Consider the following 22,524-nt stretch of genomic DNA (forward strand, 5'->3'; position numbering starts at 1 on the left):
GGAGGCAAAACCGTGAAGGAAATCCTGGACGCGATTCAGGCCCAGACCGCGACCGCGAGCGGCACCGCCGCGGTCACGTCCGCCGACTTCGCCGCTCTCCCCCTGCCCGACTCGTACCGCGCGATCACCGTGCACAAGGACGAGACGGAGATGTTCGCGGGCCTGGAGACCCGCGACAAGGACCCGCGCAAGTCGCTCCACCTGGACGATGTGCCGATCCCCGAACTCGGCCCCGGTGAGGCCCTGGTGGCCGTCATGGCCTCCTCGGTCAACTACAACTCCGTGTGGACCTCGATCTTCGAACCGGTGTCCACCTTCAGCTTCCTGGAGCGGTACGGCAGGCTCAGCGAGCTCACCAAGCGCCACGACCTGCCGTACCACATCATCGGCTCCGACCTGGCGGGCGTCGTGCTGCGCACCGGCCCCGGCGTGAACGCCTGGAACCCGGGCGACGAGGTCGTCGCGCACTGCCTCAGCGTCGAGCTGGAGTCCTCCGACGGCCACAACGACACGATGCTCGACCCCGAGCAGCGCATCTGGGGCTTCGAGACCAACTTCGGCGGCCTCGCCGAGATCGCGCTCGTCAAGTCCAACCAGCTGATGCCGAAGCCCGGCCACCTCACCTGGGAGGAGGCCGCCTCGCCGGGCCTGGTGAACTCCACCGCGTACCGCCAGCTGGTCTCCCGCAACGGCGCCGGCATGAAGCAGGGCGACAACGTGCTGATCTGGGGTGCGAGCGGCGGACTCGGTTCGTACGCCACGCAGTTCGCGCTCGCGGGCGGCGCCAACCCCATCTGCGTCGTCTCCAGCCCCCAGAAGGCGGAGATCTGCCGCGCCATGGGCGCCGACGCGATCATCGACCGCAACGCCGAGGGCTACAAGTTCTGGAAGGACGAGCGCACCCAGGACCCGAAGGAGTGGAAGCGCTTCGGCAAGCGCATCCGCGAGCTCACCGGCGGGGAGGACATCGACATCGTCTTCGAGCACCCCGGCCGCGAGACCTTCGGCGCCAGCGTCTACGTCACCCGCAAGGGCGGCACCATCACCACCTGCGCCTCGACCTCGGGCTACATGCACGAGTACGACAACCGCTACCTGTGGATGTCCCTGAAGCGCATCATCGGCTCGCACTTCGCCAACTACCGCGAGGCGTGGGAGGCCAACCGCCTGATCGCCAAGGGCAAGATCCACCCGACGCTCTCCAAGACGTACCGCCTGGAGGACACCGGCCAGGCCGCCTACGACGTCCACCGCAACCTCCACCAGGGCAAGGTCGGCGTCCTCGCCCTCGCGCCCGAGGAGGGCCTGGGCGTGCGCGACCCGGAGCTGCGGGCCCAGCACATCGACGCGATCAACCGTTTCCGCAACGTCTGAACGCACTGAGGAGCAGCGGAACATGACAGAGCGTCAGAAGGACCGGCCGTGGCTCATGCGGACCTACGCCGGTCACTCCACGGCGGAAGCGTCCAACGAGTTGTACCGCCGCAACCTCGCCAAGGGGCAGACGGGTCTCTCGGTCGCCTTCGACCTGCCCACGCAGACCGGCTACGACCCCGACCACATCCTCGCCCGCGGCGAGGTCGGCCGGGTCGGCGTGCCGGTCTCGCACCTCGGCGACATGCGACGGCTGTTCCAGGACATCCCCCTGGAGCAGATGAACACCTCGATGACGATCAACGCCACCGCCATGTGGCTCCTGGCGCTCTACCAGGTGGTCGCCGAGGAGCAGGGTGCCGACATCACCAAGCTCCAGGGGACGACACAGAACGACATCGTCAAGGAGTACCTCTCGCGCGGGACGCACGTCTTCCCGCCGGGTCCCTCCCTGCGGCTGACCACCGACATGATCACGTACACGGTGGCGCACATCCCCAAGTGGAACCCGATCAACATCTGCAGCTACCACCTCCAGGAGGCGGGGGCCACACCGGTCCAGGAGATCGCGTACGCGATGTCCACCGCCATCGCGGTTCTCGATGCCGTACGCGACTCGGGGCAGGTCCCCGAGGAGAAGTTCGGGGACGTCGTGGCCCGCATCTCCTTCTTCGTGAACGCGGGTGTCCGCTTCATCGAGGAGATGTGCAAGATGCGGGCGTTCGGGCGGATCTGGGATCAGGTCACGCGCGAGCGGTACGGCATCGAGAACCCGAAACACCGCCGGTTCCGCTACGGCGTGCAGGTCAACTCGCTGGGCCTGACCGAGGCCCAGCCGGAGAACAACGTCCAGCGCATCGTGCTCGAAATGCTGGCCGTGACGCTCTCGAAGGACGCACGCGCGCGTGCCGTGCAGCTGCCCGCCTGGAACGAGGCCCTTGGGCTCCCCCGGCCCTGGGACCAGCAGTGGTCGCTGCGCATCCAGCAGGTCCTCGCACACGAGAGCGACCTCCTGGAGTACGAGGACATCTTCGAGGGCTCGCACGTCGTCGAGGCCAAGGTGGCCTCGCTCGTCGACGAGTCCCTCGCCGAGATGGACCGCATCGAGAAGATGGGCGGCGCGATGGCCGCCGTCGAGTCCGGCTACCTCAAGTCGCAGCTCGTCTCCTCGCACGCAGAGCGCAGGGCGCGCATCGAGTCGGGCCAGGAGAAGATCGTCGGCGTGAACTCCTACGAGTCCACGGAGCCGAGCCCCCTCACCTCGGACCTGGACGCGGCGATCATGACGGTCGACCCGGCGGTCGAGGCGCGTGTCGTGAGCGCCCTGAAGCACTGGCGCGACACCCGCTACCAGCCGCCGTTCAACCACCCGCGCCCCTGCAAGGCCCTGCAGCGGCTCAAGGAGGTGGCCGCCGGGACGGGCAACCTGATGGAGGCCACCCTGGAGTGCGCACGCGCCGGTGTGACGACCGGCGAGTGGGCGGGGGCCCTGCGGGAGGTCTTCGGGGAGTTCCGGGCTCCTACGGGCGTCTCAAGCGCTCCTGTGGCGGTCACTGCGGAAGAGGGCACGCCGCTCGCCCTCGTCCGCGAGAAGGTCGCACGGACGGCGGAGGACCTCGGGGGCGGCCGGCTCCGCTTCCTGGTCGGCAAGCCCGGCCTCGACGGGCACTCCAACGGCGCCGAGCAGATCGCGGTGCGCGCGCGGGACGCCGGCTTCGAAGTGGTCTACCAGGGCATCCGCCTCACGCCCGAGCAGATCGTCGACGCGGCGCTCGCCGAGGACGTGCACGCGGTCGGGCTCTCCATCCTCTCCGGCTCCCACGCGGAGCTCGTGCCGGACGTGCTCGTGCGGCTCCGCGAGGCCGGCGCCCCCGACATCCCCGTCATCGCCGGGGGCATCATCCCCAACAGCGACGCCGAGGACCTGAAGGCGGCGGGTGTGGCCGCCGTCTTCACCCCCAAGGACTTCGGCATCACCGAGATCATCGGCCGTATCGTCGACGAGATCCGGAAAGCGAACCACCTCGACCCTCTGGAGGTCCCCGCATGACCGCGCCCATCAACCGGCTCCGCCCCCGCCGCTCCTGTCTGGCGGTACCGGGCTCGAACCCGCGCTTCCTGGAGAAGGCCCAGGGCCTCCCCGCCGACCAGGTCTTCCTCGACCTGGAGGACGCCTGCGCGCCGCTCGCCAAGCCGGAGGCCCGGCACACCATCGTCAAGTTCCTCAACGAGGGCGACTGGACGGGCAAGACGCGGGTCGTGCGCGTCAACGACTGGACGACCGAGTGGACGTACCGCGACGTCGTCACGGTCGTCGAGGGCGCGGGCCAGAACCTCGACTGCATCATGCTGCCGAAGGTCCAGACGGCCGACCAGATCGTCGCGCTCGACCTGCTCCTCACCCAGATCGAGAAGACCATGGGCTTCGAGGTCGGCAAGATCGGCATCGAGGCGCAGATCGAGAACGCGCGGGGCCTCAACAACGTCGACGCGATCGCCGAGGCCTCCCCGCGCGTCGAGACGATCATCTTCGGCCCGGCCGACTTCATGGCGTCGATCAACATGAAGTCCCTGGTCGTCGGCGAGCAGCCGCCCGGCTACCCGGCGGACGCCTACCACTTCATCCTGATGAAGATCCTGATGGCCGCCCGCGCCAACAACCTCCAGGCCATCGACGGCCCCTACCTCCAGATCAAGAACGTGGACGGCTACCGCGAGGTCGCGAACCGCGCCGCCGCGCTCGGCTTCGACGGCAAGTGGGTCCTGCACCCCGGCCAGGTGGAGGCCGCCAACGAGGTCTTCTCGCCCTCCCAGGAGGACTTCGACCACGCCGAGCTGATCCTGGACGCGTACGAGTACTACACGTCCGAGGCGGGCGGCAAGAAGGGCTCGGCGATGCTCGGCGACGAGATGATCGACGAGGCAAGCCGGAAGATGGCACTGGTCATCTCCGGGAAGGGCCGTGCGGCGGGGATGCGGCGCACGTCCAAGTTCGAGGCCCCGGAGGCGTAGGACATCATGCAGTTCGGCCGCACCTACGAAGAGTTCGAAGTCGGCGCCGTGTACAAGCACTGGCCCGGCAAGACGGTCACGGAGTACGACGACCACCTCTTCTGTCTGCTCACCATGAACCACCACCCCCTCCACATGGACGCGAACTATGCGGAGAAGACGACGGACTTCGGGAAGAACGTCGTCGTGGGCAACTACATCTACTCGCTGCTCCTCGGCATGTCCGTGCCGGACGTCTCCGGCAAGGCGATAGCCAATCTGGAGGTCGAGTCCCTGAAGCACGTGGCGCCGACCTTCCACGGCGACACGATCTACGGCGAGACGACGGTCCTCGACAAGACGCCGTCGAAGTCGAAGAGCGACCGCGGGATCGTCCACGTGGAGACCAAGGGCTACAAGCAGGACGGCACGCTCGTCTGCGTGTTCCGCCGCAAGGTGATGGTGCCCACCGAGACGTACATCAAGGAGCGCGGCGGCGAGCAGCCCGGCCGCCCCGAGCTGAAGGCCCCTTCAAAGAGCACGGAGAAGTGAACCCATGAGCCGACTCGCGCAGACCGCCGGTCTCACCGACATCCAGCGGGAGATCCTGTCCACCGTCCGGGACTTCGTCGACAAGGAGATCATTCCTGTCGCGACCGAACTGGAGCACCGCGACGAGTACCCGCAGCAGATCGTCGACGGCCTCAAGGAGTTGGGCCTCTTCGGGCTCATGATCCCGGAGGAGTACGGCGGCCTGGGCGAGTCGCTGCTCACGTACGCGCTGTGCGTCGAGGAGATCGCGCGCGGCTGGATGTCGGTCTCCGGCATCATCAACACCCACTTCATCGTCGCCTACATGCTCAAGCAGCACGGCACGCAGGAGCAGAAGGAGACCTTCCTGCCGCGCATGGCGGCCGGCGAGGTGCGGGGCGCGTTCTCGATGTCGGAGCCGGCGCTCGGCTCCGATGTGTCGGCGATCACGTCGAAGGGCGTGAAGGACGGCGACGAGTATGTCCTCAACGGCCAGAAGATGTGGTTGACGAACGGCGGTACGTCCACCTTGGTGGCCGTCCTGTGCCGAAGTGACGAAGGACACCCTGAAGGCACGGCGCCCCACAAGTCGATGACCACGTTCCTTGTCGAGAAGGAGCCCGGCTTCGGTGAGGTCCGGCCGGGCCTCACCATCCCCGGCAAGATCGACAAGATGGGTTACAAGGGCGTCGACACGACCGAACTCATCATGGATGGGCTGCGAATTCCGGCCAATCGTGTGCTCGGCGGGGTCACCGGCCGAGGGTTTTACCAAATGATGGACGGTGTCGAGGTCGGACGCGTCAATGTCGCGGCGCGTGGCTGCGGCGTCGCTCAGCGTGCGTTCGAGCTCGGCGTGTCGTATGCCCAGCAACGTCACACTTTCGGCAAGGCCATCGCCCAGCACCAGGCGATCCAGTTCAAGCTGGCCGAGATGGCTACCAAGGTCGAGGCCGCCCATGCGATGATGGTGAATGCAGCGCGCAAAAAGGACTCGGGGGAGCGAAACGACCTCGAAGCAGGGATGGCGAAGTACCTCGCCTCCGAGTACTGCAAGGAAGTCGTGGAGGACGCGTTCCGGATCCACGGGGGCTACGGCTTCTCGAAGGAGTACGAGATCGAGCGGCTCTACCGGGAGGCTCCCATGCTGCTGATCGGTGAAGGTACCGCCGAGATCCAGAAAATGATCATTGGCCGACGGCTACTCGAAGAGTATCGATTCCAGGGCTAGATGCCCGGTTTGGGCCACTTTCGCCGAGAAGAAGATCACACCCTGTCAACACTCTTCGGCCGCTGACTCGGCTTCCTGGCTTGCCCAGTTGTGGCTCGCAACCGATAACATCCGGAAAAAGCCGCCGTCCCCCGTTCACTGCGCGGCATCATCCGCTACGAAGGTCATCCATGCCCCACAGCCAAACCTCTGCACCACGCGACGGCATTCTTCAGGGACGCCTTGCTCGCGGAGCATCGCCGTGGCTCCTGCCGACCGTCGCCACCGCCGCACTCAGCCTCGCCCGCGCGCGCCGCTCCAAGAGCGCCGCGGCCGTGGCCGTACCCGCCACCGCTCTCGCGGCGGGCATGCTGTGGTTCTTCCGCGACCCCGAGCGCGAGATCGCTCAGGGCCGGGTCATCTCCCCCGCCGACGGCGTGGTGCAGAGCATCATGCCGTGGAAGGACGGGCGGACCCGCGTCGCCATCTTCATGAGCCCCCTGAACGTCCACGTCAACCGCGCGCCCCTGGCGGGCACGGTGACGTCCGTGGAGCACATCCCCGGCGGGTTCGTCCCGGCGTTCAACAAGGAGAGCGAGAACAACGAGCGCGTTGTCTGGCACTTCGACACCGAGCTCGGCGACATCGAGATGATCCAGATCGCGGGCGCGGTCGCGCGGCGCATCGTGCCGTACGTCCCGCAGGGGTCGAAGGTGGAGCAGGGCGAGCGGATCGGTCTGATCCGCTTCGGCTCGCGCGTCGACATCTACCTCCCCGAGGGTGTCGAGGTGGACGTCGAGGTCGGTCAGAAGACCGTGGCTGGGGTGACTCGCATTGACCGTGGTTGATCCAGAGACACAAGCGGGCTGGGTGCCCGAGGCGGTGCAGGACGAGGCGGACGAGGAGATGCCTCTCTCACTGCGCCTGTCGATAGCGGACACCCTCACGCTCGGCAACGCCACGTGCGGGTTCATGGCGGTGTACTTCACCACCACGGGCATCCTCATCCCGTACGTGCAGGGCAGCACCGAGAGCGGCATGGCGCGGCACTCCGCCGCGACCGCCGTGATCCTGATGCTCTGCGCGGCCGTCTTCGACCTGTTCGACGGGCTCGTGGCCCGCAAGCTGCGGTCCTCGCCGATGGGCGCGGAGCTGGACAACCTGTCGGACCTGATCAGCTTCGGTCTGGCGCCGGCGTACTTCGTCCTCGTCTACGGCATGGTCGCCGACGACGCCCACCAGCGGGTGGCGGCGGTCGGCGCGATCGTCGTGCTGCTGGCGGTGGTGCTGCGGCTTGCGCGGTTCTCGTGCGTGACCGTGAAGGACGGCACCTTCCAGGGCATGCCGTCGCCCTTCGGGGCGCTCACGGTCGTCTCGATCGTGCTCCTGGAGCTGCCCTTCGTGGCGACGCTCCTCGCGATCATCGGCACGGCCTGGCTCATGGTCAGCCGCGTCGAGTACCCGAAGCCGCGGGGTCCCCTCGCGGTGGCCATGCTCTCGTGGATCGTCGCGGCGATGGGGCTCCTGGCGGCCTGGGCGTTCGACGCGCCGGGCGGCCAGCTGCTCCTCCAGACGGGGTGCGCGCTCCAGCTCGTCCTCGGGGCGGTGATTCCCCTCTTCGCCACGGCTCGGAGGGTGAACAACTTCCGGGGCAACCGGCGTGAGGCGCGGGCGGCGCAGTTGCCGTAACGCTTGTACGTAGCCCAGGGGGCCTGAACCGTATGGTTCAGGCCCCCTTTGCTTGCCGTGGAAAACCTCACCCCCCGGCGGTGTAGCTCTCCGCCGCCTTGGCCGCGCCCGGCCGGCGCACCACCTTCATGCCGCCCGTCGCCTTCTTGTCCGGCTGGAGGATGACGCTCTCCTTGGAGGAGGGTGCCTTCGGGTCGGTGAAGTTCTGGGTGACGCCGAAGCCGGAGTCGAAGTCGTCCAGCGTGAGGAGGGCCTTGTCGACGCCCTCGCGGGTGAGGTCCTTGTCCTCGCACGCCTTCTTCAGGGCCTCTCCGAAGACGGACGCGGCCGTCCAGCCCGCCACGACTCCGTTGTCCAGGGAGTCCTTCGGATGGGCCTTCTTGTAGTCGGCGACGAGCTTCTTCGCCGCCGTCGTGTCCGCGCCGATGGGCAGGGTGGGCGAGGCCACGTAGTAGTTCTTCGTGAGGGCCGGGCCCGACTGGGTGGCGAGGAGCTGCGGGGCGAACGCCGAGTTGTTGCCGATGACGGGGACGTCGAAGCGCCCCGCCGCCGCGACGCCGACCAGGGACGCGGCCTGGCGGGGGCCCGCGCTGATGACGACGCCCTTGACGCCGGCCTTCTTCAGGGCGGACACCTGGGCGGTCATGTCGTTGTCCGTGGGCTTGATCTTCTGCTCGACGACGGTGAGGCCCGCGTCCTCCGCCATGTGCTTCGAGCCCTTGAGGGCGCTCTCTCCGTAGTCGCCCTCGAAGTACACGTGGCCGAGCTTGTCGCCCTTCTTGAGGCCCTTCTCCTTCATCAGGAAGTCGATCGCGTTGATCGTCTCCAGGTCGTACGTGGAGCCGATCACGCGCACGTAGGGGCTGCCGAGCAGGTTCGCCGACCAGGCCTGCGGCAGGACCAGGGCCTTGCTGCCGTCGATGCGCTGCTTGACGGCGGCGACGAACGGGGAGCCGATGAACTGGGCAAAGCCGAGGACCTTGGGCTCCAGCTCCGTGTAGGCGGCGACGGCCTTCTGCGGGTCGTAGCCGTGGTCGCGGACGGTCAGCTTCAGCTTGCGGCCGCAGATGCCGCCGTCCGCGTTGGTCTGATCGACGTAGAGCTGCTGGGCCTGGGTGACGCTCTTGCCGAGGGTGGCGTAGACGCCGGTCATGTCGGTGAGCACGCCGAGATCGATGGTCTCGCTCGTCACCCCTTCGCCGGACTTCACCCCTCCCGCGCCCTGGTCGTCCTTCGCCCCGTCGTCGTCCTTGGCCTTCGAGCTGCACGCGGTGAGCGCGAGCAGCGCCGCGACCGCTGTGGCGGCCGCTGTGGCCCTGGTCAGTGTCTTGTGTGTCTTATGTGTGTTCATGCTTCCTCCCCTGGAGTGCCTGGTCTTGGCTTGCTGCGCCGGGCGGCGATCCTCGCCAGGCCGCCGGGCAGGAAGAGCACCACCGCCACGACGGCGGCGCCGTACAGATACCGGGACGCCTCACCCGGTGAGATCCCGCCGGTGCCGGGCGCCGAGACGAGCGGCAGCGCGTCGCTGTACCGGGTGAGCAGCTGGGGCAGCAGCGAGACGAGGGCGGCGCCCGCGACCGCGCCCGCGACCGAGCCGAGGCCGCCGATGACGATCATCGCGAGGTACTCCAGGGAGAGCGTCATGCCGAAGTAGTCCGGCACGGTGCGCTGGAAGACCAGGGCGAGCAGGACCCCGGCGAGGCCCGCGTACATCGACGACAGGACGAAGACGCCGGCGCGGTAGCGGGCCACCGGGACGCCGATCACACCGGCGGCGACCCGGTGGTCGCGGATGGCGTTCATGGCGCGTCCCGGGCGGCCCCGCAGCACGCCGCGGGCGAAGAGGCCGCAGCCGAGGAGCAGGACGAGCCCGGCGTACCAGAGCTTCTCGGCGGAGCCGAACGGCACGGCCGCGATCACGACCTCGCTCTCGTCGAAGGTGATGCCGAAGAGGTCGAGGGGCGGTACGTCGCGCCCGTTGGAGCCGCCCGTCAGGTCGTGGGCGTTGAAGAGCACGTGCTGCCCGATGAAGATCAGCGCGAGGGTCGCGATGCCGAGGTAGGCGCCGCTCAGGCGGCCCGCGATGGGGCTGAAGAGGCCGCCCGCGAGCCCGGCGACGGCCACCGCGAGGGTCGCGGCGAGCCAGCTGGGCAGGCCGAGCCCCGTCAGGCCCTCGCCTCCGTCGCCGGCGAGGACGCAGTAGCCGTACGCCCCGATGGCGAGGAAGAAGGCGTGGCCCATGGAGAGCTGGCCCGTCGCGCCGGTGAGGAGGTTGAGGCCGATCGCGCCGATGGCGGCGGCCATCGCGAAGAGGCCCGCCTGGAGCCAGAAGCGGTCCAGGTAGAACGGCACGGCGAGCAGGAGGACCGCGGCGGCTGCCCACAGATAGGTGCGGGGGCGGCCGAGCCGCGTACGGGCGGCGGTGGGGGTGGGGGTGGAGCGGGCCGGGCGGGTGGCGGCGGCCTCGGAGACCTCAGACACGGGAGAGCTCCTTCGTGCCGAACAGCCCGGCGGGCCGCAGCAGCAGGATGACGGTCATGACGAGGTAGGGGGCGAGGTCGCCGAGGCCACGGCCGAGGAAGCTGAGCTCGCTCTGGTAGCCGGTGGCGAGGGACTCGGTGACGCCGACGACGAGGCCGCCGACCAGGGCGCCCGTCGTGGAGTCGAGGCCGCCGAGGATCGCGGCGGGGAACGCCTTCAGCGCCGCGAGGGACGTGGCGCGTTCCAGGCCGGGCGTCGGGAAGACGGTGAGGAACAGCGCGGCCACGGCGGCGAGCGCGCCCGCCACCGCCCACGCCCCGAGCGAGACCCTGCCGAGCCGTACGCCCATCAGCGCGGCGGTCTCCGGGCTCTCGGCGGCGGCCCGCATCGCCACGCCCCACGAGGTGTAGCGGAAGGCGAGGAGGAAGACGGTGATGAGCAGCGCCGCCGCGACGAACGCCGCGATGCGGGTGTGCGCGAGGGAGATCGAGCCGACGGTCAGCACGTCGTCGCCCCACGGGTCGCCGAGCGGCAGGACGTCGGTGCCGAGGCGGCGGGTGAGTTCGGTGGTGAGCAGGATGTCGACGCCGATGGTGACGATGGCGAGCACGCTGTGGTCGGAGCCTCGGTAGCGGCGCATGACGAGGAACTCGACGGCCGCCCCGACCACCGCGGCGCCCGCGATGCCGACGAGCAGCGCCGCCCAGAAACCGAGGTCGTCGTGGAGGGATGCGGTGACATAGCCGCCCGCGAGGAGCAGCGAGGCGTGGGCGAAGTTGACGACCTCGGTGGCGCGGAAGATGACGACGAAGCCGAGGGCGATGAGGGCGTAGACGGAGCCCATCGAGACCCCGTTGAGGAAGAGTTCGGTGAAGGTGGTCACGGTCGTATCTCCCCTTCACCGGTCCGGCCGCCCTCGCCCAGGTAGGCGCGTACGACCGCCGGATCGTTCTGTACGTCGCCGGGTGCGCCGTCGGCGATCCGGCGCCCGAAGTCGAGTACGGTCACCGCGTCCGCGAGCCGCATCACCACCCCCATGTCGTGTTCCACCAGGACGATCGAGATGCCGAGGCTGTCGCGGACGCCCGCGATGACGGCCGCGGTGCGGCGCCGTTCGTCGGCGGTCATGCCGGCGACGGGCTCGTCGAGGAGCAGCAGGCGCGGCTCCATGCACAGGGCGCGGGCCAGCTCGGCGAGTTTCTGCTGTCCGTAGGGCAGGGCGCCCGCGGGCAGGTCGAGTTGGTGTTCGAGGCCGACGAACGCGGCGATCTCGCGGACGCGTTCGCGGTGCCTGCGTTCCTCGCGGGCGGCCGACGGCAGCCGGAGTCCGGCGGCGACGAAGCCGGTGCGGGTCAGGCGGTGCCGGCCGAGCAGCAAGCTGTCGGCGACGGTGGCGCGCGGCGGCAGGGCGAGGTTCTGGAAGATCCGTGCGACGCCGAGTCCGGCGATCTGGTGCGGGCGCATGCCGGTGAGCTCGTGCTCCCCGAAGCGGACGCTGCCGCCGCTCGCGCGGTAGACGCCGGACAGGACGTTGAAGCAGGTCGACTTGCCGGCACCGTTGGGTCCGATGACGGCGTGCACGGTGCCGGGGCGGACGGTGAAGCTGACGGCGTCGAGGGCGGTGAGCCCGGCGAAGCGGACCGTCAGGTCCCGTACTTCCAGCGGCGGTACGGTCGTCGCGGTCACCGTTCGGCCTCCCAGCGCGGCAGCGTCGGCAGCGCGCCGAGGCCGCGGGTGGCGTCGGCCGCCGCGTCCTCGTCGACCACGCCCAGATAGCGGCGGCGCACCTCGTCGGAGGCGGCGAGTTCGTCCGCGGGCCCCGCGAGGGCGACCTCGCCGACGTCGAGGACGTACGCCGTGGAGGCGAGCCGCAGCGCGAGGGCGGCGTTCTGCTCGACGAGGAGCACCGAGATGCCCTGCGCGTTGATCTCCTGGATGGTGTCGGCGATGCGGGCGGCCATCAACGGCGCGAGCCCGAGGGACGGTTCGTCCAGGAGGAGCAGGCGCGGGGACGCCATGAGGGCCCGGCCCACGGCGAGCATCTGCTGCTCGCCGCCGGAGAGGAGCCCGGCGCGCTGGGCGCCGCGCTCGGCGAGGACGGGGAAGAGGTCGTGGACGCGCCGCAGGGCGGCCGCCTTGGTGGCGCGCGAACCGGTGGAGCCGAGCGCCCCGGCCCGCAGGTTGTCGGTGACGGACATCCGGGCGAACACCTGCCTCCCCTCGGGGACTTGGGAGATTCCGGCGGCCACCACCCGGTCCGGTGCGAGGCCGTCGAGGCGCCGCCCGTCGAAGTGGATGTCGCCCGAGGTCAGCGTCCCGCCCTGGAAGGAGAGGGTGCGCGAGATGGCGCGCAGCAGTGTCGACTTGCCCGCGCCGTTGCCGCCGAGCACGGCGACGACGGCGCCGTCGGGCAGGTCGAGCGAGACGCGGCGCAGGGCCCGCACGGGGCCGTAGCCCACCGACACGTCCCGCACGACGAGCCCCCCGCCGCGGGCGCCGGGCCCGGCCTTCCCGGCGCCCTTCACATCGGATCCAGCCACGTATCGCCCTCTCGTCCCGTCCGGCCGTCCGCCGTCGCGTGGCGCTCACCCCAGCACCGCGGGAGCGGCCCGTCCACGGGCAGCGGGCGAAACGCTGCGGGGGACCAGTGGCGGCGTCCCCCGGTTGTGCACGCGCACAACACCGCGTGTCAGGGGCCTGCCGGAGTGGCCCGGCGGGTGGCATCCTCCGGACGACGACGTCTTGGAGCACGGCGACGGGGGTGACGATGACCGGAACGAAGAGCGGACGCAGGCCCAAAACCGGACACGACTGGAAACTCCTCAAGGAGGCGTGCACGGCTCTGCTGCCGCGCCTGCCCGAGCTGGTCGACGAGCATCTGCGGCAGCTGGGCGAGCACTCGCCGGTGTACGGGCGCGTGCTGCCGTACGACGTGCAGTGGCGGGAGGCCGAGGAGGCCATGCGGATCGGGATCGAGGCGATCTCCGCCCCGCGGGCCTCGCCGCGCCGCGATCTGGAGTACGCGGAGGAGGCGGGGCGGCGCCGGGCCCAGCAGGGCCTGCCCCTCGACCTGGTGGTGCACTCGTACCGCAACGCGGGCTATCTGGTGTGGGACTCGCTCCTGGAGGGGACGGCGGGCAAGGACCCGGAGAAGCTCGCGGTCCTGATGCGTTCGGCGACGATGGTGTGGTCGGCGGTGGACGCCCAGGCCGCGGTGGCGTCCGACGCGTACCGTGCGACGGAGCTTGAGCTGCGCCGGCGCACGGACGAGCAGCTGCAGGCGCTGCTCGACGCGCTTCTGGAGGGCCGTTCGGCGCCGGGGCTCGCGGCGCGCGCGGCGGCAGGGCTGGACCTGCCCGAGCACGGCCGGTATGCGGTGGTGGTGCTCCGCGTGGACCGGCGCGACGGCCGCGAGGCGTTCCACCGGCAGATCCAGCGGGCGGGGTTCCGCTTCATCTGGCGGATGCGGACGGACTGCGAGGTCGGCGTGGTGGCGCTCGGCGCGGCCGGTGACGGCGAGGAGGGCGGTCTGGACGGTCTCGCCCGGCTGCTCGACGGGCGCTGCCCCGGCCCCGGCGGGATCAGCCCCGTGGTCGGCGGGCTCGCGGAGCTGGGGCACGCCCGGCGGCTCGCTGAGCTCGCGCTGCGCACCTGCCCGCCCGGCGCGACGGGCATCGTGCGCCTGGACCGGCGGATGCCGACGGCCCTGGTGGTGAGCCAGCCCGAGCTGGCGGGGCGCCTGGTGAAGGACGTGCTGGGTGAGGTGCTCGCCCTCGAACCGGCGGACCAGGCGGTGCTGTTGGAGACGCTGGACGCGTGGCTGGCCTGCGAGGGCTCGGCGGGCCGGGCGGCCGGCCGCCTCTACTGTCACCGCAACACGGTGTTCAACCGCCTGCGCCGCCTGGAACAGCTCACCTCACGCTCGCTGGCAAGACCGCGGGACCTGGTCGAGGTGGCGCTGGCGGTGGAGGCGCACAGGCTGACCCCGGGGTAGGGAGGGGCGCCGCCCCCTGAGGGGCGCGGGGAACTACGCGAGCAACCCAACACAACCCGCACCCGGCAGACGCCCCCGCGGAACCCCCGGAACCGGAAATCCGCCCAGGCCCTACGCCAAGTAGTCCCGTCCCAGCCGCTCCGCGAGCGTCTCCAGGATCGGCCCCGCTTCGGCGATGCACCGCGCCACGTCGGGCTCGACGTCGGTCAGGGCATACGCGCGGCGGATGCCCGCCTTGCCGAGCACCTCAGGGGCGAGCGCGAGGCGGCCGCAGACCGCGACGACCTCGACGCCCGCGGCCCGCGCGGCGGCGGCCACCCCTGCGGGGGCCTTGCCGTGCAGGGTCTGCTCGTCGAGGGAGCCCTCGCCGGTGATGACGAGTGTGGCGCGCTCCAGGGCGGGCGCGAAGCCGAGCACGTCGAGCATGACCTCGATGCCGGGCCGGAAGCCCGCCCCGAGCCCGACCAGCGCGCCGTACCCGATACCGCCCGCGGCGCCGGCGCCCGGCGCCTTGGCGTACTCGGCGGCCTTGGGGCCGATGGACTTCTCCAGGACCGCGGCGAAGTGGGCGAGCGCGGCGTCCAGCGCGGCGACGTCCGCCGGGCAGGCGCCCTTCTGCGGCCCGTACACCGCGGGTGCGCCCTTCGGTCCGGTCAGCGGGTTGTCCACATCGCTGGCGAGCACGATCTCGACGTCCTTGAGCCGCGGGTCGAGGCCCGTCAGGTCCGCGGTGGCCAGGTCCTTCAGCGGGCCGCCGCCCGGCGCGACGGGCTCGCCCCCCGCGTCCAGGAGGCGCGCGCCGAGCGCGGCCAGCATGCCCGCGCCGCCGTCGGTCGTGGCGCTGCCGCCGACGCCGAAGACGATGGTGTGCGCCCCCGCGTCGAGCGCGGCGCGGATCAGCTCCCCGGAGCCGTACGTGGTGGCCGTGAGCGGCGCGAAGACGCCCTCGGGGAGCAGTTGGAGGCCCGAGGCCTCGGCCATCTCCACCACGGCGGTGCCGTCCTTCAGGGCGTACTCCGCCGTCACCGCGTTGCCGAGCGGTCCCGTGACGCGCACCTCGCGGCGCTCGAAGCCGCCCGCGACGGCCGCGGCGACCGTGCCGTCGCCGCCGTCGGCGACGGGCAGCGCCTCGATCTCCGTGCCGGGGGCGACGCGGTGGAGCCCGGCCGTCACCCGCTCGGCGACCTGCACGGCCGTGAGCGAACCCTTGAACTTGTCCGCGGCGATGAGGACACGCTGCTCGTGTCCCGTCGTTCCTGCAGCGTCCGCCACCTTGCATTCCCCTTGCTTTCCGGGCCTTGCTCGCGTCAAGGCAGTCGCGCCGCTGCGACCATAACCGCAGACGGGGCCCGCTGCCCATGGCCGACCGGGACGCGAGACGGCCCACCACGGCGGAAAATCCCCTGATTTCCCCTCATAGCGGTGCGCCCGAGGAGGGAAATGATCGATCAGCCATCGATCGGCCCGGGCTGGCTACCCTTTTCTCCGTGACTTCTCAGAACGTGCATGACTACGCCACGTACATCGCCGGACTCCCCCGCGTCCTCGTCGGGGCCGCCGCGCTCTTCCGGGACGCCGAGGGCCGGGTCCTGCTCGTCGAGCCCAACTACCGCGAGGGCTGGGCGCTGCCGGGCGGCACCGTCGAGTCGGACGACGGGGAGACGCCGCGGCAGGGGGCGCGCCGGGAGACCCTTGAGGAGATAGGGCTCGATGTGGAGCTCGGGCCGCTGCTCGCGGTCGACTGGGTGCCGCCGGGCCCCCTGCGGTCGCGGCCGCCGGTGGTCGCGTATCTGTACGACGGTGGCGTGCTCGGCACGGAGCAGCTGAAGTCGATCCGGCTGCAGGAGGAGGAGTTGCTCTCCTGGCGGCTGGTCGCGCCCGGCGACCTCGCGGAGCATCTGCCGGGCGAGCTCGGGCGCCGGGTCGCCGCCGCGCTCGACGTGCTGGCGCGGGGCAACGGCCCGGCGGAGCTGGAGGACGGGCACCGGGCCGGCTGACTCCCGGCACCCGCGGGCGTGCGGGCCCTTCAGAACAGGGCGTCCTCGGTGGTCCGCGCCGACCCGCCCTCGAAGGCCAGCAGCCGCTGCTTGCGGTCGAGCCCGCCGCCGTACCCCGTCAGGCTGCCGTTGGCGCCGATGACGCGGTGACAGGGCACGATGACGCCGATCGGGTTCTTGCCGTTGGCGAGGCCGACCGCGCGTGAGGCGTTGGGCCTGCCGAGGGCTTCGGCGAGTTCGCCGTACGTACGGGTCTCGCCGTAGGGGATCTGCTGGAGCGCGCGCCACACCGTGCGCTGGAACGGCGTGCCGTCGAGCCGCAGCGGCACGTCGAACTCCGTCAGCTCCCCGGCGAAGTAGGCCTCCAGTTGGCTGATCACCGCACCGAACGGTGCCGGGTCCCGGTCGCCGAAGGTCTCCTCGGGCGGGCGGTGGCGCTGCTCGGTCATGTAGAGGCCGCTGAGCACGCCGCCGGTGGCGACGAGGGTGAGCGGCCCGTAGGGACTGTCGACGAGGGTGTGCTGACGTTCCATGCGCTCCGTGCTTTCCGAGCTTTCCGGGCTTTTCATGTGTTTCATACGTGAAGTCCCTTACGCCGGGATCGAGTTGATCGGGTGGTCGTCGGTGGCCCACAGGTACTGGACGGCGTAGGCCCGCCAGGGCCGCCAGGCGGTGGCGCGCGCGGTGAGCGCGGCGGGGGTGTGCGGCAGGCCGAGCTCCCGCGCCGCGCGGCGGATGCCGAGGTCGGAGGGGAGGAAGGCGTCGGGGTCGCCGAGCGCCCGCATCGCGATGACCTCGACCGTCCAGGGGCCGAAGCCGGGGAGCCCGGTGAGCCGGGCGCGGGCCTCGTCCCAGTCGCTCTCCACGCCGAGGCCGATGCTGCCGTCGGCGAGGTGGCGTACCAGCGTGGTCAGGGTGGAGCGGCGGCTGCGGGGCAGGGCGAGGGAGTCGGGGTCCAGCGCGGCGAGGTCGTCCGGGGCGGGGAAGAGGTGGGTGAGGCCGCCCTCGGGGTCGTCGACCGGACGGCCGTGCGCGGTGACGAGGCGGGCGGCGTGGGTGCGGGCGGCGGCCGTGGAGACCTGCTGGCCGAGGACGGCGCGCACGGCGAACTCGGCCTCGTCGACGGTGCGCGGCACGCGCCGTCCCGGGGCCTTGTCGACGAGCGGCGCGAGCAGCGGGTCGGTCCGCAGCCGGCCGTCGACGGCGGCCGGGTCGGCGTCCAGGTCGAGCATGCGGCGGCAGCGGCTGATGGCGATGGTCAGGTCGCGCAGGTCGGTGAGGGTCAGCCGGCAGCCGATGTGCTCGGGGTGCGGGGTGAGGGCGACGACGCCGTGTCCGTAGGGGAGGTTCAGGGTTCTGCGGTACGCCCCGTCCCGCCACTCCTCGACGCCGGGTACGGCGGTGGCGACGAGGTGTCCGAAGAGGTTGTCGGGGTTGAGGGGGGCGCGGAACGGCAGCCGCAGGGAGAGGACCCCGCCCGGCGCCCCGGTCGGTGCGGCACCGGTCCGCTTGGGCGCGCGGGCGCGGAGCTCGCCGGGGGCCAGCGCGAAGACCTCGCGGACCGTGTCGTTGAAGGTGCGGATCGAGGAGAAGCCGGCGGCGAAGGCGATCTCGGCCATGGGCAGTTCGGTGGTCTCGATGAGGAGCCGGGCGGTCTGCGCGCGCTGGGCGCGGGCGAGCGCGAGCGGTCCGGCGCCGAGCTCGGCGAGCAGTTGCCGTTCGACCTGCCGGGTGCTGTAGCCGAGGCGGGCCGCGAGGCCGGGGACGCCGTCGCGGTCGACGACGCCGTCACCGATGAGGCGCATGGCGCGGGCCACGAGGTCGGCCCGCTGGTTCCACTCGGGAGAACCCGGGCTGCTGTCCGGGCGGCACCGCTTGCAGGCCCGGAAGCCGGCCTGCTGGCAGGCGGCGGCGCTCGGGTAGAACGTCATGTTCTCGGCCTTGGGCGGTACGACGGGGCAGCTGGGGCGGCAGTAGATCCGGGTGGTGACGACTGCTGTGAAGAACCAGCCGTCGAAGCGGGCGTCCTTCGACTGAACGGCGCGTACACAGCGCTCTGTGTCGGTGTGCATGCATCAAGGATCGCGGGTCCCGCCCCGTGTGGCTGGCGAGAATCCGACATCGACGTCGCGCTGCCAGGGACGCCGCCGTTTACCCCTGCTCCGCCTCCGCGAGTGCCGCCGCGAACGCGTCGTGAGCGGCCCGGTCGAAGAGCACGAACCGCACCTCGTCGAAGAGCGCGGGATCGGCGGCCTCCCGGACCGTCCGGACCGCGGTGCGGGCCGCGTCGTCGAGCGGCCAGCGGTAGACGCCGGTGGAGATCGCGGGGAAGGCGACCGTACGCGCGCCCAGCTCGGCGGCGACCCGCAACGACTCGCGGTGGCAGGAGGCGAGCAGCTCGGAGCGGTCCTCGGTGGCGGACCAGACCGGGCCGACGGTGTGGATCACATGCCGGGCGTCGAGCCGTCCGGCGGTGGTGGCGACGGCGCGGCCGGTGGGCAGCCCCTTACCAAGATGCGAGGCGCGCAGGCGTCGGCAGTCGGCGAGGATGTCGGGCCCGCCGCGCCGGTGGATGGCGCCGTCCACGCCTCCGCCGCCGAGCAGGGAGGAGTTGGCGGCGTTCACGACGGCGTCGGCGCTCTGCTGGGTGATGTCGCCCTGGACGAGGGTGATGCGGACGGTCACTGCTGTCTCCTGAGTCTCTTCCACACGGCCTTCGCGGCGTTGTGCCCGGACATGCCGTGCACGCCGGGGCCTGGCGGTGTCGCGGACGAGCAGAGGAAGACGGCGGGGTGCCGGGTGGCGTACGGGAAGAGGGAGGGCTTGGGCCGGAGCAGCAGCTGCAGTCCGCTCGCGGCGCCGCAGGCGATGTCGCCGCCCACGTAGTTGGCGTTGTGCGCGGCGAGTTCGCGTGGGCCTGCCGTGGCGCGGGCGAGGACGCGGTCGCGGAAGCCGGGGGCGAAGCGCTCCAGTTGGCGCTCGATCGCGTCGGTGAGGTCGCCGTCCCAGCCGTTCGGGACGTGGCCGTACGCCCAGAAGACGTGTTTGCCCTCCGGGGACCGGGAGGGGTCGACGACGCTGGGCTGCACGGTGATCAGGAAGGGGGCTTCCGGCGCCTGCCGCGTCCGCGATGCGGCGTGCAGGGCGGCGCTGATGTCCTTGCTGCCCGGGCCGATCTGCACGGTTCCGGCGGTCCGCGGCTCCTCGGCGGTCCAGGGGACAGGGCCGTCGAGCGCGTAGTCGATCTTGAAGACGCTCGCCCCGTACCGGTACCCCTCATAGGCGCGGCCGAGTCCGGCGATCCTGGCGAGCGCGGTCGGCGAGGTGTCGAAGACGTAGGCGCGGGCGGGCGGCAGGTCGTCGAGCCGCTTGACCTCGTAGTCCGTGTGGACGGAGCCGCCGAGGTCTGTCAGATACGCGGTGAGGGCGTCGGAGATGGACTGCGAGCCGCCACGGGCGACGGGCCAGCCGCGGGCGTGCGCGGCCAGCGCGAAGACCATGCCGACACCGCCGGTGACGATGCCGTCGAGCGGCGCGATGACGTGTGCGACGAGGCCCGCGAACAGGGCGCGCGCCCGGTCGTCGCGGAAGCGGCGCATCAGCCACGTCGACGGCGGCAGCCCCGCGAGGCCGAACCGGGCGAGGGTCACCGGGTCCCGCGGCAGCGAGGTCATCGGCAGGGACATGAAGTCCCGCAGCAGCACGTCCCAGTGCGGCAGGAAGGGCTCCACCAGCCTTCGGTACGCCCCCGCGTCGCGCGGCCCGAAGGACGCGGCGGTCTCGGCGACGGAACGGGACAGGACGGCGGCCGTGCCGTCCGGGAAGGGGTGCGCCATGGGCAGCGGAGGCTGGAGCCACTCAAGTCCGTACCGGTCGAGGGGCATGGCGCGGAACGCCGGGGAGTTGACGCCCAGCGGATGGGCGGCGGAGCAGGGGTCGTGCCGGAACCCGGGCAGCGTCAGCTCCTGCGTGCGCGCACCGCCCCCCACCGTGCTCTTCGCCTCGAAGACGGCGACGGAGAAGCCGCGGCGGGCCAGCTCGACGGCAGCGGTCAGCCCGTTCGGTCCCGCTCCCACGATGACGGCGTCAAGCATCGACGGCACCTTCGGACTCCTTTGTCAGCCGATGGCCTGTGCCGCCCAGGATAGGACGGGGCACCCGCCCCACCCTCCGGGCCCCTCCCAGGTCAGGCGGCGCCTGCGAGGAGGCCGGCGACGCGGCGGGCCGTGGCGGCGTCGCGGGCGGCGGTGAACGGCAGGGCATTGCCCCCGCCGAGCCGGAACGGCTCTCCCGTCAGCGTCAGGTCGGCGCCGCCCGCCTCGGAGACGAGCAGCAGTCCCGCGGCGTGGTCCCAGTCCAGCTCCCATGAGAACGCGATGGCGTCCAGCTCCCCCTTGGCTATGGCGAGATACTCAAGGCCGGCCGAGCCGCACGGCCGCGGCTTCACGCCGTCGACCCCCAGCCCCAGCAGGGCCCGCTTCTGCTCCTCCGTGGTGTAGTCCGGGTGGGAGGTGGCCACCTGCACGTCCGCTCCCGCCTCGGGCGAGCCGGCCGCCAGCCGCTGCCCGTTCAGCCAGGCGCCCTGACCGCGAATGGCCACGGCGAACTGATCGAGCATGGGCGCATACGTCCAGGAGGCATACACCTCACCGCGCACCGCGAGGGCGACGAGCATGCAGAACCCCGGGTCCCCGTTGACGAACTGCCGCGTCCCGTCGACCGGGTCGACGATCCACACGGGCGCGTCCCCGCGTATCGCCTCGTACGAAGAAGGGTCGGCGTGCACCGCTTCCTCGCCCACGACGACCGAGCCGGGAAGCAGGGCGGCGAGGTCGACGGTCAGCTGCTCCTCCGCACGGCGGTCGGCGACGGTCACCATGTCGTGCGGACCGCTCTTCTCCACGACGTCACCTGCGGCGAGCTGCCGGAAACGGGGGGTGACCTCCGCTGCGGCGGCCTTGCGGAGGGCCTCTTCCACGTCGCGCACCCCGTGCGCCAAAAACTCTTCGATCATGTCCCCATGAGAGCACGTCTCACTGACATCCCGTACGCCCCCGGCAAACGCACTCTTAACCCCCCGTGAACCCCCGGCGCCGCACCCCACCGACTCATGCGATCATGCGTGCGAATCAGAGGTCACGCGAGATGGGGAGTGCGGCGTGAGCGGAGCCGGGGGGCAGGACGGATCCTCCATGTCCGACGAGGAATGGGAGCGGTTCCTCCGTGAATCGATGGCGGGCGACACCGGAGCTCCGGTGGAGCCGTCGGCACGCGCCCGTGAAGTGGAGCACCGACTGCGCTCCGCACAGCCGCAGGGCTGGCGTACCTATTCACCACCCCGCCCCCGCCGCAGAACAGGCCGGTACATCACCGGAATGCTCGCGGCCGTGGCCCTGCTGATCGCCGGACTCTTCCCCCACCAGATCCTCGGCTGGTTCGACGACGACAGCTCCGCCAAACCAACACCCACCGCCGGACCGGACACCCCCACCCGCACCGCCCCCTTCCGGGGCTCGCCCGCCGCCCACTGGGCCGACGGAGCGGCCGGTATCCGGGTGCCGCGGGCCAAGGCGACCGGCTGGATGGACGCCGCACAGGTGGAACGAGCACTTCAGCGAAGCCGGGACTTCCTGGTCGACGCGGGGCTCAACCCCCGCGTACTCCGCGGCGAGCCCCCCAAAAAGGCAACCGCACTGCTGAACCCCCACCAAAAGGACCTCCAACAGTTCCTCCGCACCGCCCTGACATCGAAGTCCCCCACGCCCAAGACCGACCCCCTCCTCCTGTTCAGCCGCTTCCGCCCCGAGCAGGCCCGCCTGGTCGGTGACGTCGTGAAGACACGCGGCCACCTCACCTACCGGGAAGGGAAGCGGGGCGCCCTCGTGGTGACGGCGGACGTCACCTTCGTGTACCCGGTCACGCCGGCGGACGACGACTCCGAGGTCATCCGCACGATCGTGCGGCGCGAGGTGGTGATGAGCTGGGACGACCCGGCCAAGGTCATCACCGAGCCCGGCACGATGTCCCTCGTCTCGTACACCCTGGACATGACCAACGGCGGCTGCTCGGCCCCGACCGGCTACTTCGAGCCGCCCTTCGACACGGCCGACAAGCAAGCGGCCGACGAGTCCCACCGAATCGACCCGTACGACCGCAGCAAGCCGATAAACACCACCGACAACGCAACAACCAAGAACCCCAACTGCGCAACCGCCACCCGCTCATAGAGCGACCGCGCGCACCAGGAGCACGGCCGG

General features: G+C 71.2%; 21 protein-coding genes. 10 read left to right on the forward strand and 11 right to left on the reverse strand.

Features of this window, described 5'->3' with window-relative positions; genetic code table 11:
• Nucleotides 1-12 precede the first annotated feature (12 nt).
• The 7 genes from ccrA to pssA all read left to right on the forward strand — a co-directional run bounded on the left by ccrA (nt 13) and on the right by pssA (nt 7,795).
• Nucleotides 13-1,374: a crotonyl-CoA carboxylase/reductase gene (gene ccrA, locus AB0H82_RS28255; RefSeq protein WP_362997553.1), complete on the forward strand. Its 1,362-nt coding sequence runs from the start codon at nt 13-15 to the stop codon at nt 1,372-1,374.
• Between the two features lie 22 nt (nt 1,375-1,396).
• Nucleotides 1,397-3,424 (forward strand): methylmalonyl-CoA mutase family protein, encoded by a 2,028-nt coding sequence (locus AB0H82_RS28260; protein WP_362997555.1) that lies wholly within the window; start codon nt 1,397-1,399, stop codon nt 3,422-3,424.
• Nucleotides 3,421-4,386: a CoA ester lyase gene (locus AB0H82_RS28265; protein ID WP_362997557.1), complete on the forward strand. Its 966-nt coding sequence runs from the start codon at nt 3,421-3,423 to the stop codon at nt 4,384-4,386. Before AB0H82_RS28260 ends, AB0H82_RS28265 begins: the two co-directional genes overlap by 4 nt.
• Nucleotides 4,387-4,392: 6 nt before the next feature.
• A complete protein-coding gene (locus tag AB0H82_RS28270; RefSeq protein WP_362997559.1) occupies nt 4,393-4,917 on the forward strand; it encodes a MaoC family dehydratase in 525 nt (174 codons plus the stop codon).
• Nucleotides 4,918-4,921: 4 nt separating this feature from the next.
• Complete coding sequence (locus AB0H82_RS28275; RefSeq protein WP_362997561.1) at nt 4,922-6,127, forward strand: acyl-CoA dehydrogenase family protein; 1,206 nt, start codon at nt 4,922-4,924, stop codon at nt 6,125-6,127.
• Between the two features lie 170 nt (nt 6,128-6,297).
• Nucleotides 6,298-6,954, forward strand: coding sequence for a phosphatidylserine decarboxylase (locus AB0H82_RS28280; protein WP_362997563.1), 657 nt, complete (start codon nt 6,298-6,300; stop codon nt 6,952-6,954).
• Nucleotides 6,941-7,795: a CDP-diacylglycerol--serine O-phosphatidyltransferase gene (gene pssA / locus AB0H82_RS28285; RefSeq protein WP_362997565.1), complete on the forward strand. Its 855-nt coding sequence runs from the start codon at nt 6,941-6,943 to the stop codon at nt 7,793-7,795. The genes AB0H82_RS28280 and pssA overlap by 14 nt, the downstream gene beginning before the upstream one ends.
• Before the next feature lie 67 nt (nt 7,796-7,862).
• Here the strand turns inward: pssA and AB0H82_RS28290 are convergent, their stop codons facing one another.
• From AB0H82_RS28290 to AB0H82_RS28310, 5 genes are read right to left on the reverse strand one after another with little or no spacing between them, the layout of a single operon-like run.
• Nucleotides 7,863-9,146: an ABC transporter substrate-binding protein gene (locus AB0H82_RS28290; protein ID WP_362997567.1), complete on the reverse strand. Its 1,284-nt coding sequence runs from the start codon at nt 9,144-9,146 to the stop codon at nt 7,863-7,865.
• On the reverse strand, nt 9,143-10,276 hold the full coding sequence (locus AB0H82_RS28295) for a branched-chain amino acid ABC transporter permease (RefSeq protein ID WP_362997569.1): 1,134 nt from the start codon (nt 10,274-10,276) through the stop codon (nt 9,143-9,145). Before AB0H82_RS28295 ends, AB0H82_RS28290 begins: the two co-directional genes overlap by 4 nt.
• Nucleotides 10,269-11,159: a branched-chain amino acid ABC transporter permease gene (locus AB0H82_RS28300; protein ID WP_362997571.1), complete on the reverse strand. Its 891-nt coding sequence runs from the start codon at nt 11,157-11,159 to the stop codon at nt 10,269-10,271. The genes AB0H82_RS28295 and AB0H82_RS28300 overlap by 8 nt, the downstream gene beginning before the upstream one ends.
• Nucleotides 11,156-11,962, reverse strand: coding sequence for an ABC transporter ATP-binding protein (locus AB0H82_RS28305; RefSeq protein WP_362997573.1), 807 nt, complete (start codon nt 11,960-11,962; stop codon nt 11,156-11,158). Before AB0H82_RS28305 ends, AB0H82_RS28300 begins: the two co-directional genes overlap by 4 nt.
• Nucleotides 11,959-12,750: an ABC transporter ATP-binding protein gene (locus tag AB0H82_RS28310; RefSeq protein ID WP_362997626.1), complete on the reverse strand. Its 792-nt coding sequence runs from the start codon at nt 12,748-12,750 to the stop codon at nt 11,959-11,961. Before AB0H82_RS28310 ends, AB0H82_RS28305 begins: the two co-directional genes overlap by 4 nt.
• A 293-nt stretch (nt 12,751-13,043) precedes the next feature.
• On the opposite strand from AB0H82_RS28310, the gene AB0H82_RS28315 reads away from it, so the two are divergent.
• Nucleotides 13,044-14,270: a helix-turn-helix domain-containing protein gene (locus AB0H82_RS28315; protein WP_362997575.1), complete on the forward strand. Its 1,227-nt coding sequence runs from the start codon at nt 13,044-13,046 to the stop codon at nt 14,268-14,270.
• A 111-nt stretch (nt 14,271-14,381) separates the two neighbouring features.
• Here AB0H82_RS28315 and AB0H82_RS28320 read toward each other — a convergent pair whose 3' ends face one another.
• The gene (locus tag AB0H82_RS28320) at nt 14,382-15,542 is read right to left on the reverse strand and encodes a glycerate kinase (RefSeq protein ID WP_362997576.1); all 1,161 of its coding nucleotides are present in this window, start codon (nt 15,540-15,542) and stop codon (nt 14,382-14,384) included.
• Nucleotides 15,543-15,757: 215 nt separating this feature from the next.
• Between AB0H82_RS28320 and AB0H82_RS28325 the strand changes: the two genes are divergently transcribed.
• Nucleotides 15,758-16,267, forward strand: coding sequence for an NUDIX hydrolase (locus AB0H82_RS28325; protein WP_362997578.1), 510 nt, complete (start codon nt 15,758-15,760; stop codon nt 16,265-16,267).
• Nucleotides 16,268-16,296: 29 nt separating this feature from the next.
• Here AB0H82_RS28325 and AB0H82_RS28330 read toward each other — a convergent pair whose 3' ends face one another.
• The 5 genes from AB0H82_RS28330 to AB0H82_RS28350 form a co-directional block, all read right to left on the reverse strand.
• Nucleotides 16,297-16,800 (reverse strand): methylated-DNA--[protein]-cysteine S-methyltransferase, encoded by a 504-nt coding sequence (locus AB0H82_RS28330; protein ID WP_362997580.1) that lies wholly within the window; start codon nt 16,798-16,800, stop codon nt 16,297-16,299.
• Nucleotides 16,801-16,857: 57 nt separating this feature from the next.
• Nucleotides 16,858-18,339 (reverse strand): AlkA N-terminal domain-containing protein, encoded by a 1,482-nt coding sequence (locus AB0H82_RS28335; RefSeq protein WP_362997582.1) that lies wholly within the window; start codon nt 18,337-18,339, stop codon nt 16,858-16,860.
• A 79-nt stretch (nt 18,340-18,418) separates the two neighbouring features.
• A complete protein-coding gene (locus tag AB0H82_RS28340) occupies nt 18,419-18,952 on the reverse strand; it encodes an O-acetyl-ADP-ribose deacetylase (protein ID WP_362997584.1) in 534 nt (177 codons plus the stop codon).
• Nucleotides 18,949-20,361, reverse strand: coding sequence for an NAD(P)/FAD-dependent oxidoreductase (locus tag AB0H82_RS28345; protein WP_362997628.1), 1,413 nt, complete (start codon nt 20,359-20,361; stop codon nt 18,949-18,951). Before AB0H82_RS28345 ends, AB0H82_RS28340 begins: the two co-directional genes overlap by 4 nt.
• A 92-nt stretch (nt 20,362-20,453) precedes the next feature.
• The gene (locus AB0H82_RS28350) at nt 20,454-21,281 is read right to left on the reverse strand and encodes an inositol monophosphatase family protein (RefSeq protein ID WP_362997586.1); all 828 of its coding nucleotides are present in this window, start codon (nt 21,279-21,281) and stop codon (nt 20,454-20,456) included.
• Between the two features lie 178 nt (nt 21,282-21,459).
• On the opposite strand from AB0H82_RS28350, the gene AB0H82_RS28355 reads away from it, so the two are divergent.
• A complete protein-coding gene (locus AB0H82_RS28355; protein WP_362997588.1) occupies nt 21,460-22,494 on the forward strand; it encodes a hypothetical protein in 1,035 nt (344 codons plus the stop codon).
• Nucleotides 22,495-22,524: the final 30 nt, after the last annotated feature.

This window comes from Streptomyces sp. NPDC050732 (genome assembly GCF_040654255.1).
GTDB lineage: Bacteria > Actinomycetota > Actinomycetes > Streptomycetales > Streptomycetaceae > Streptomyces.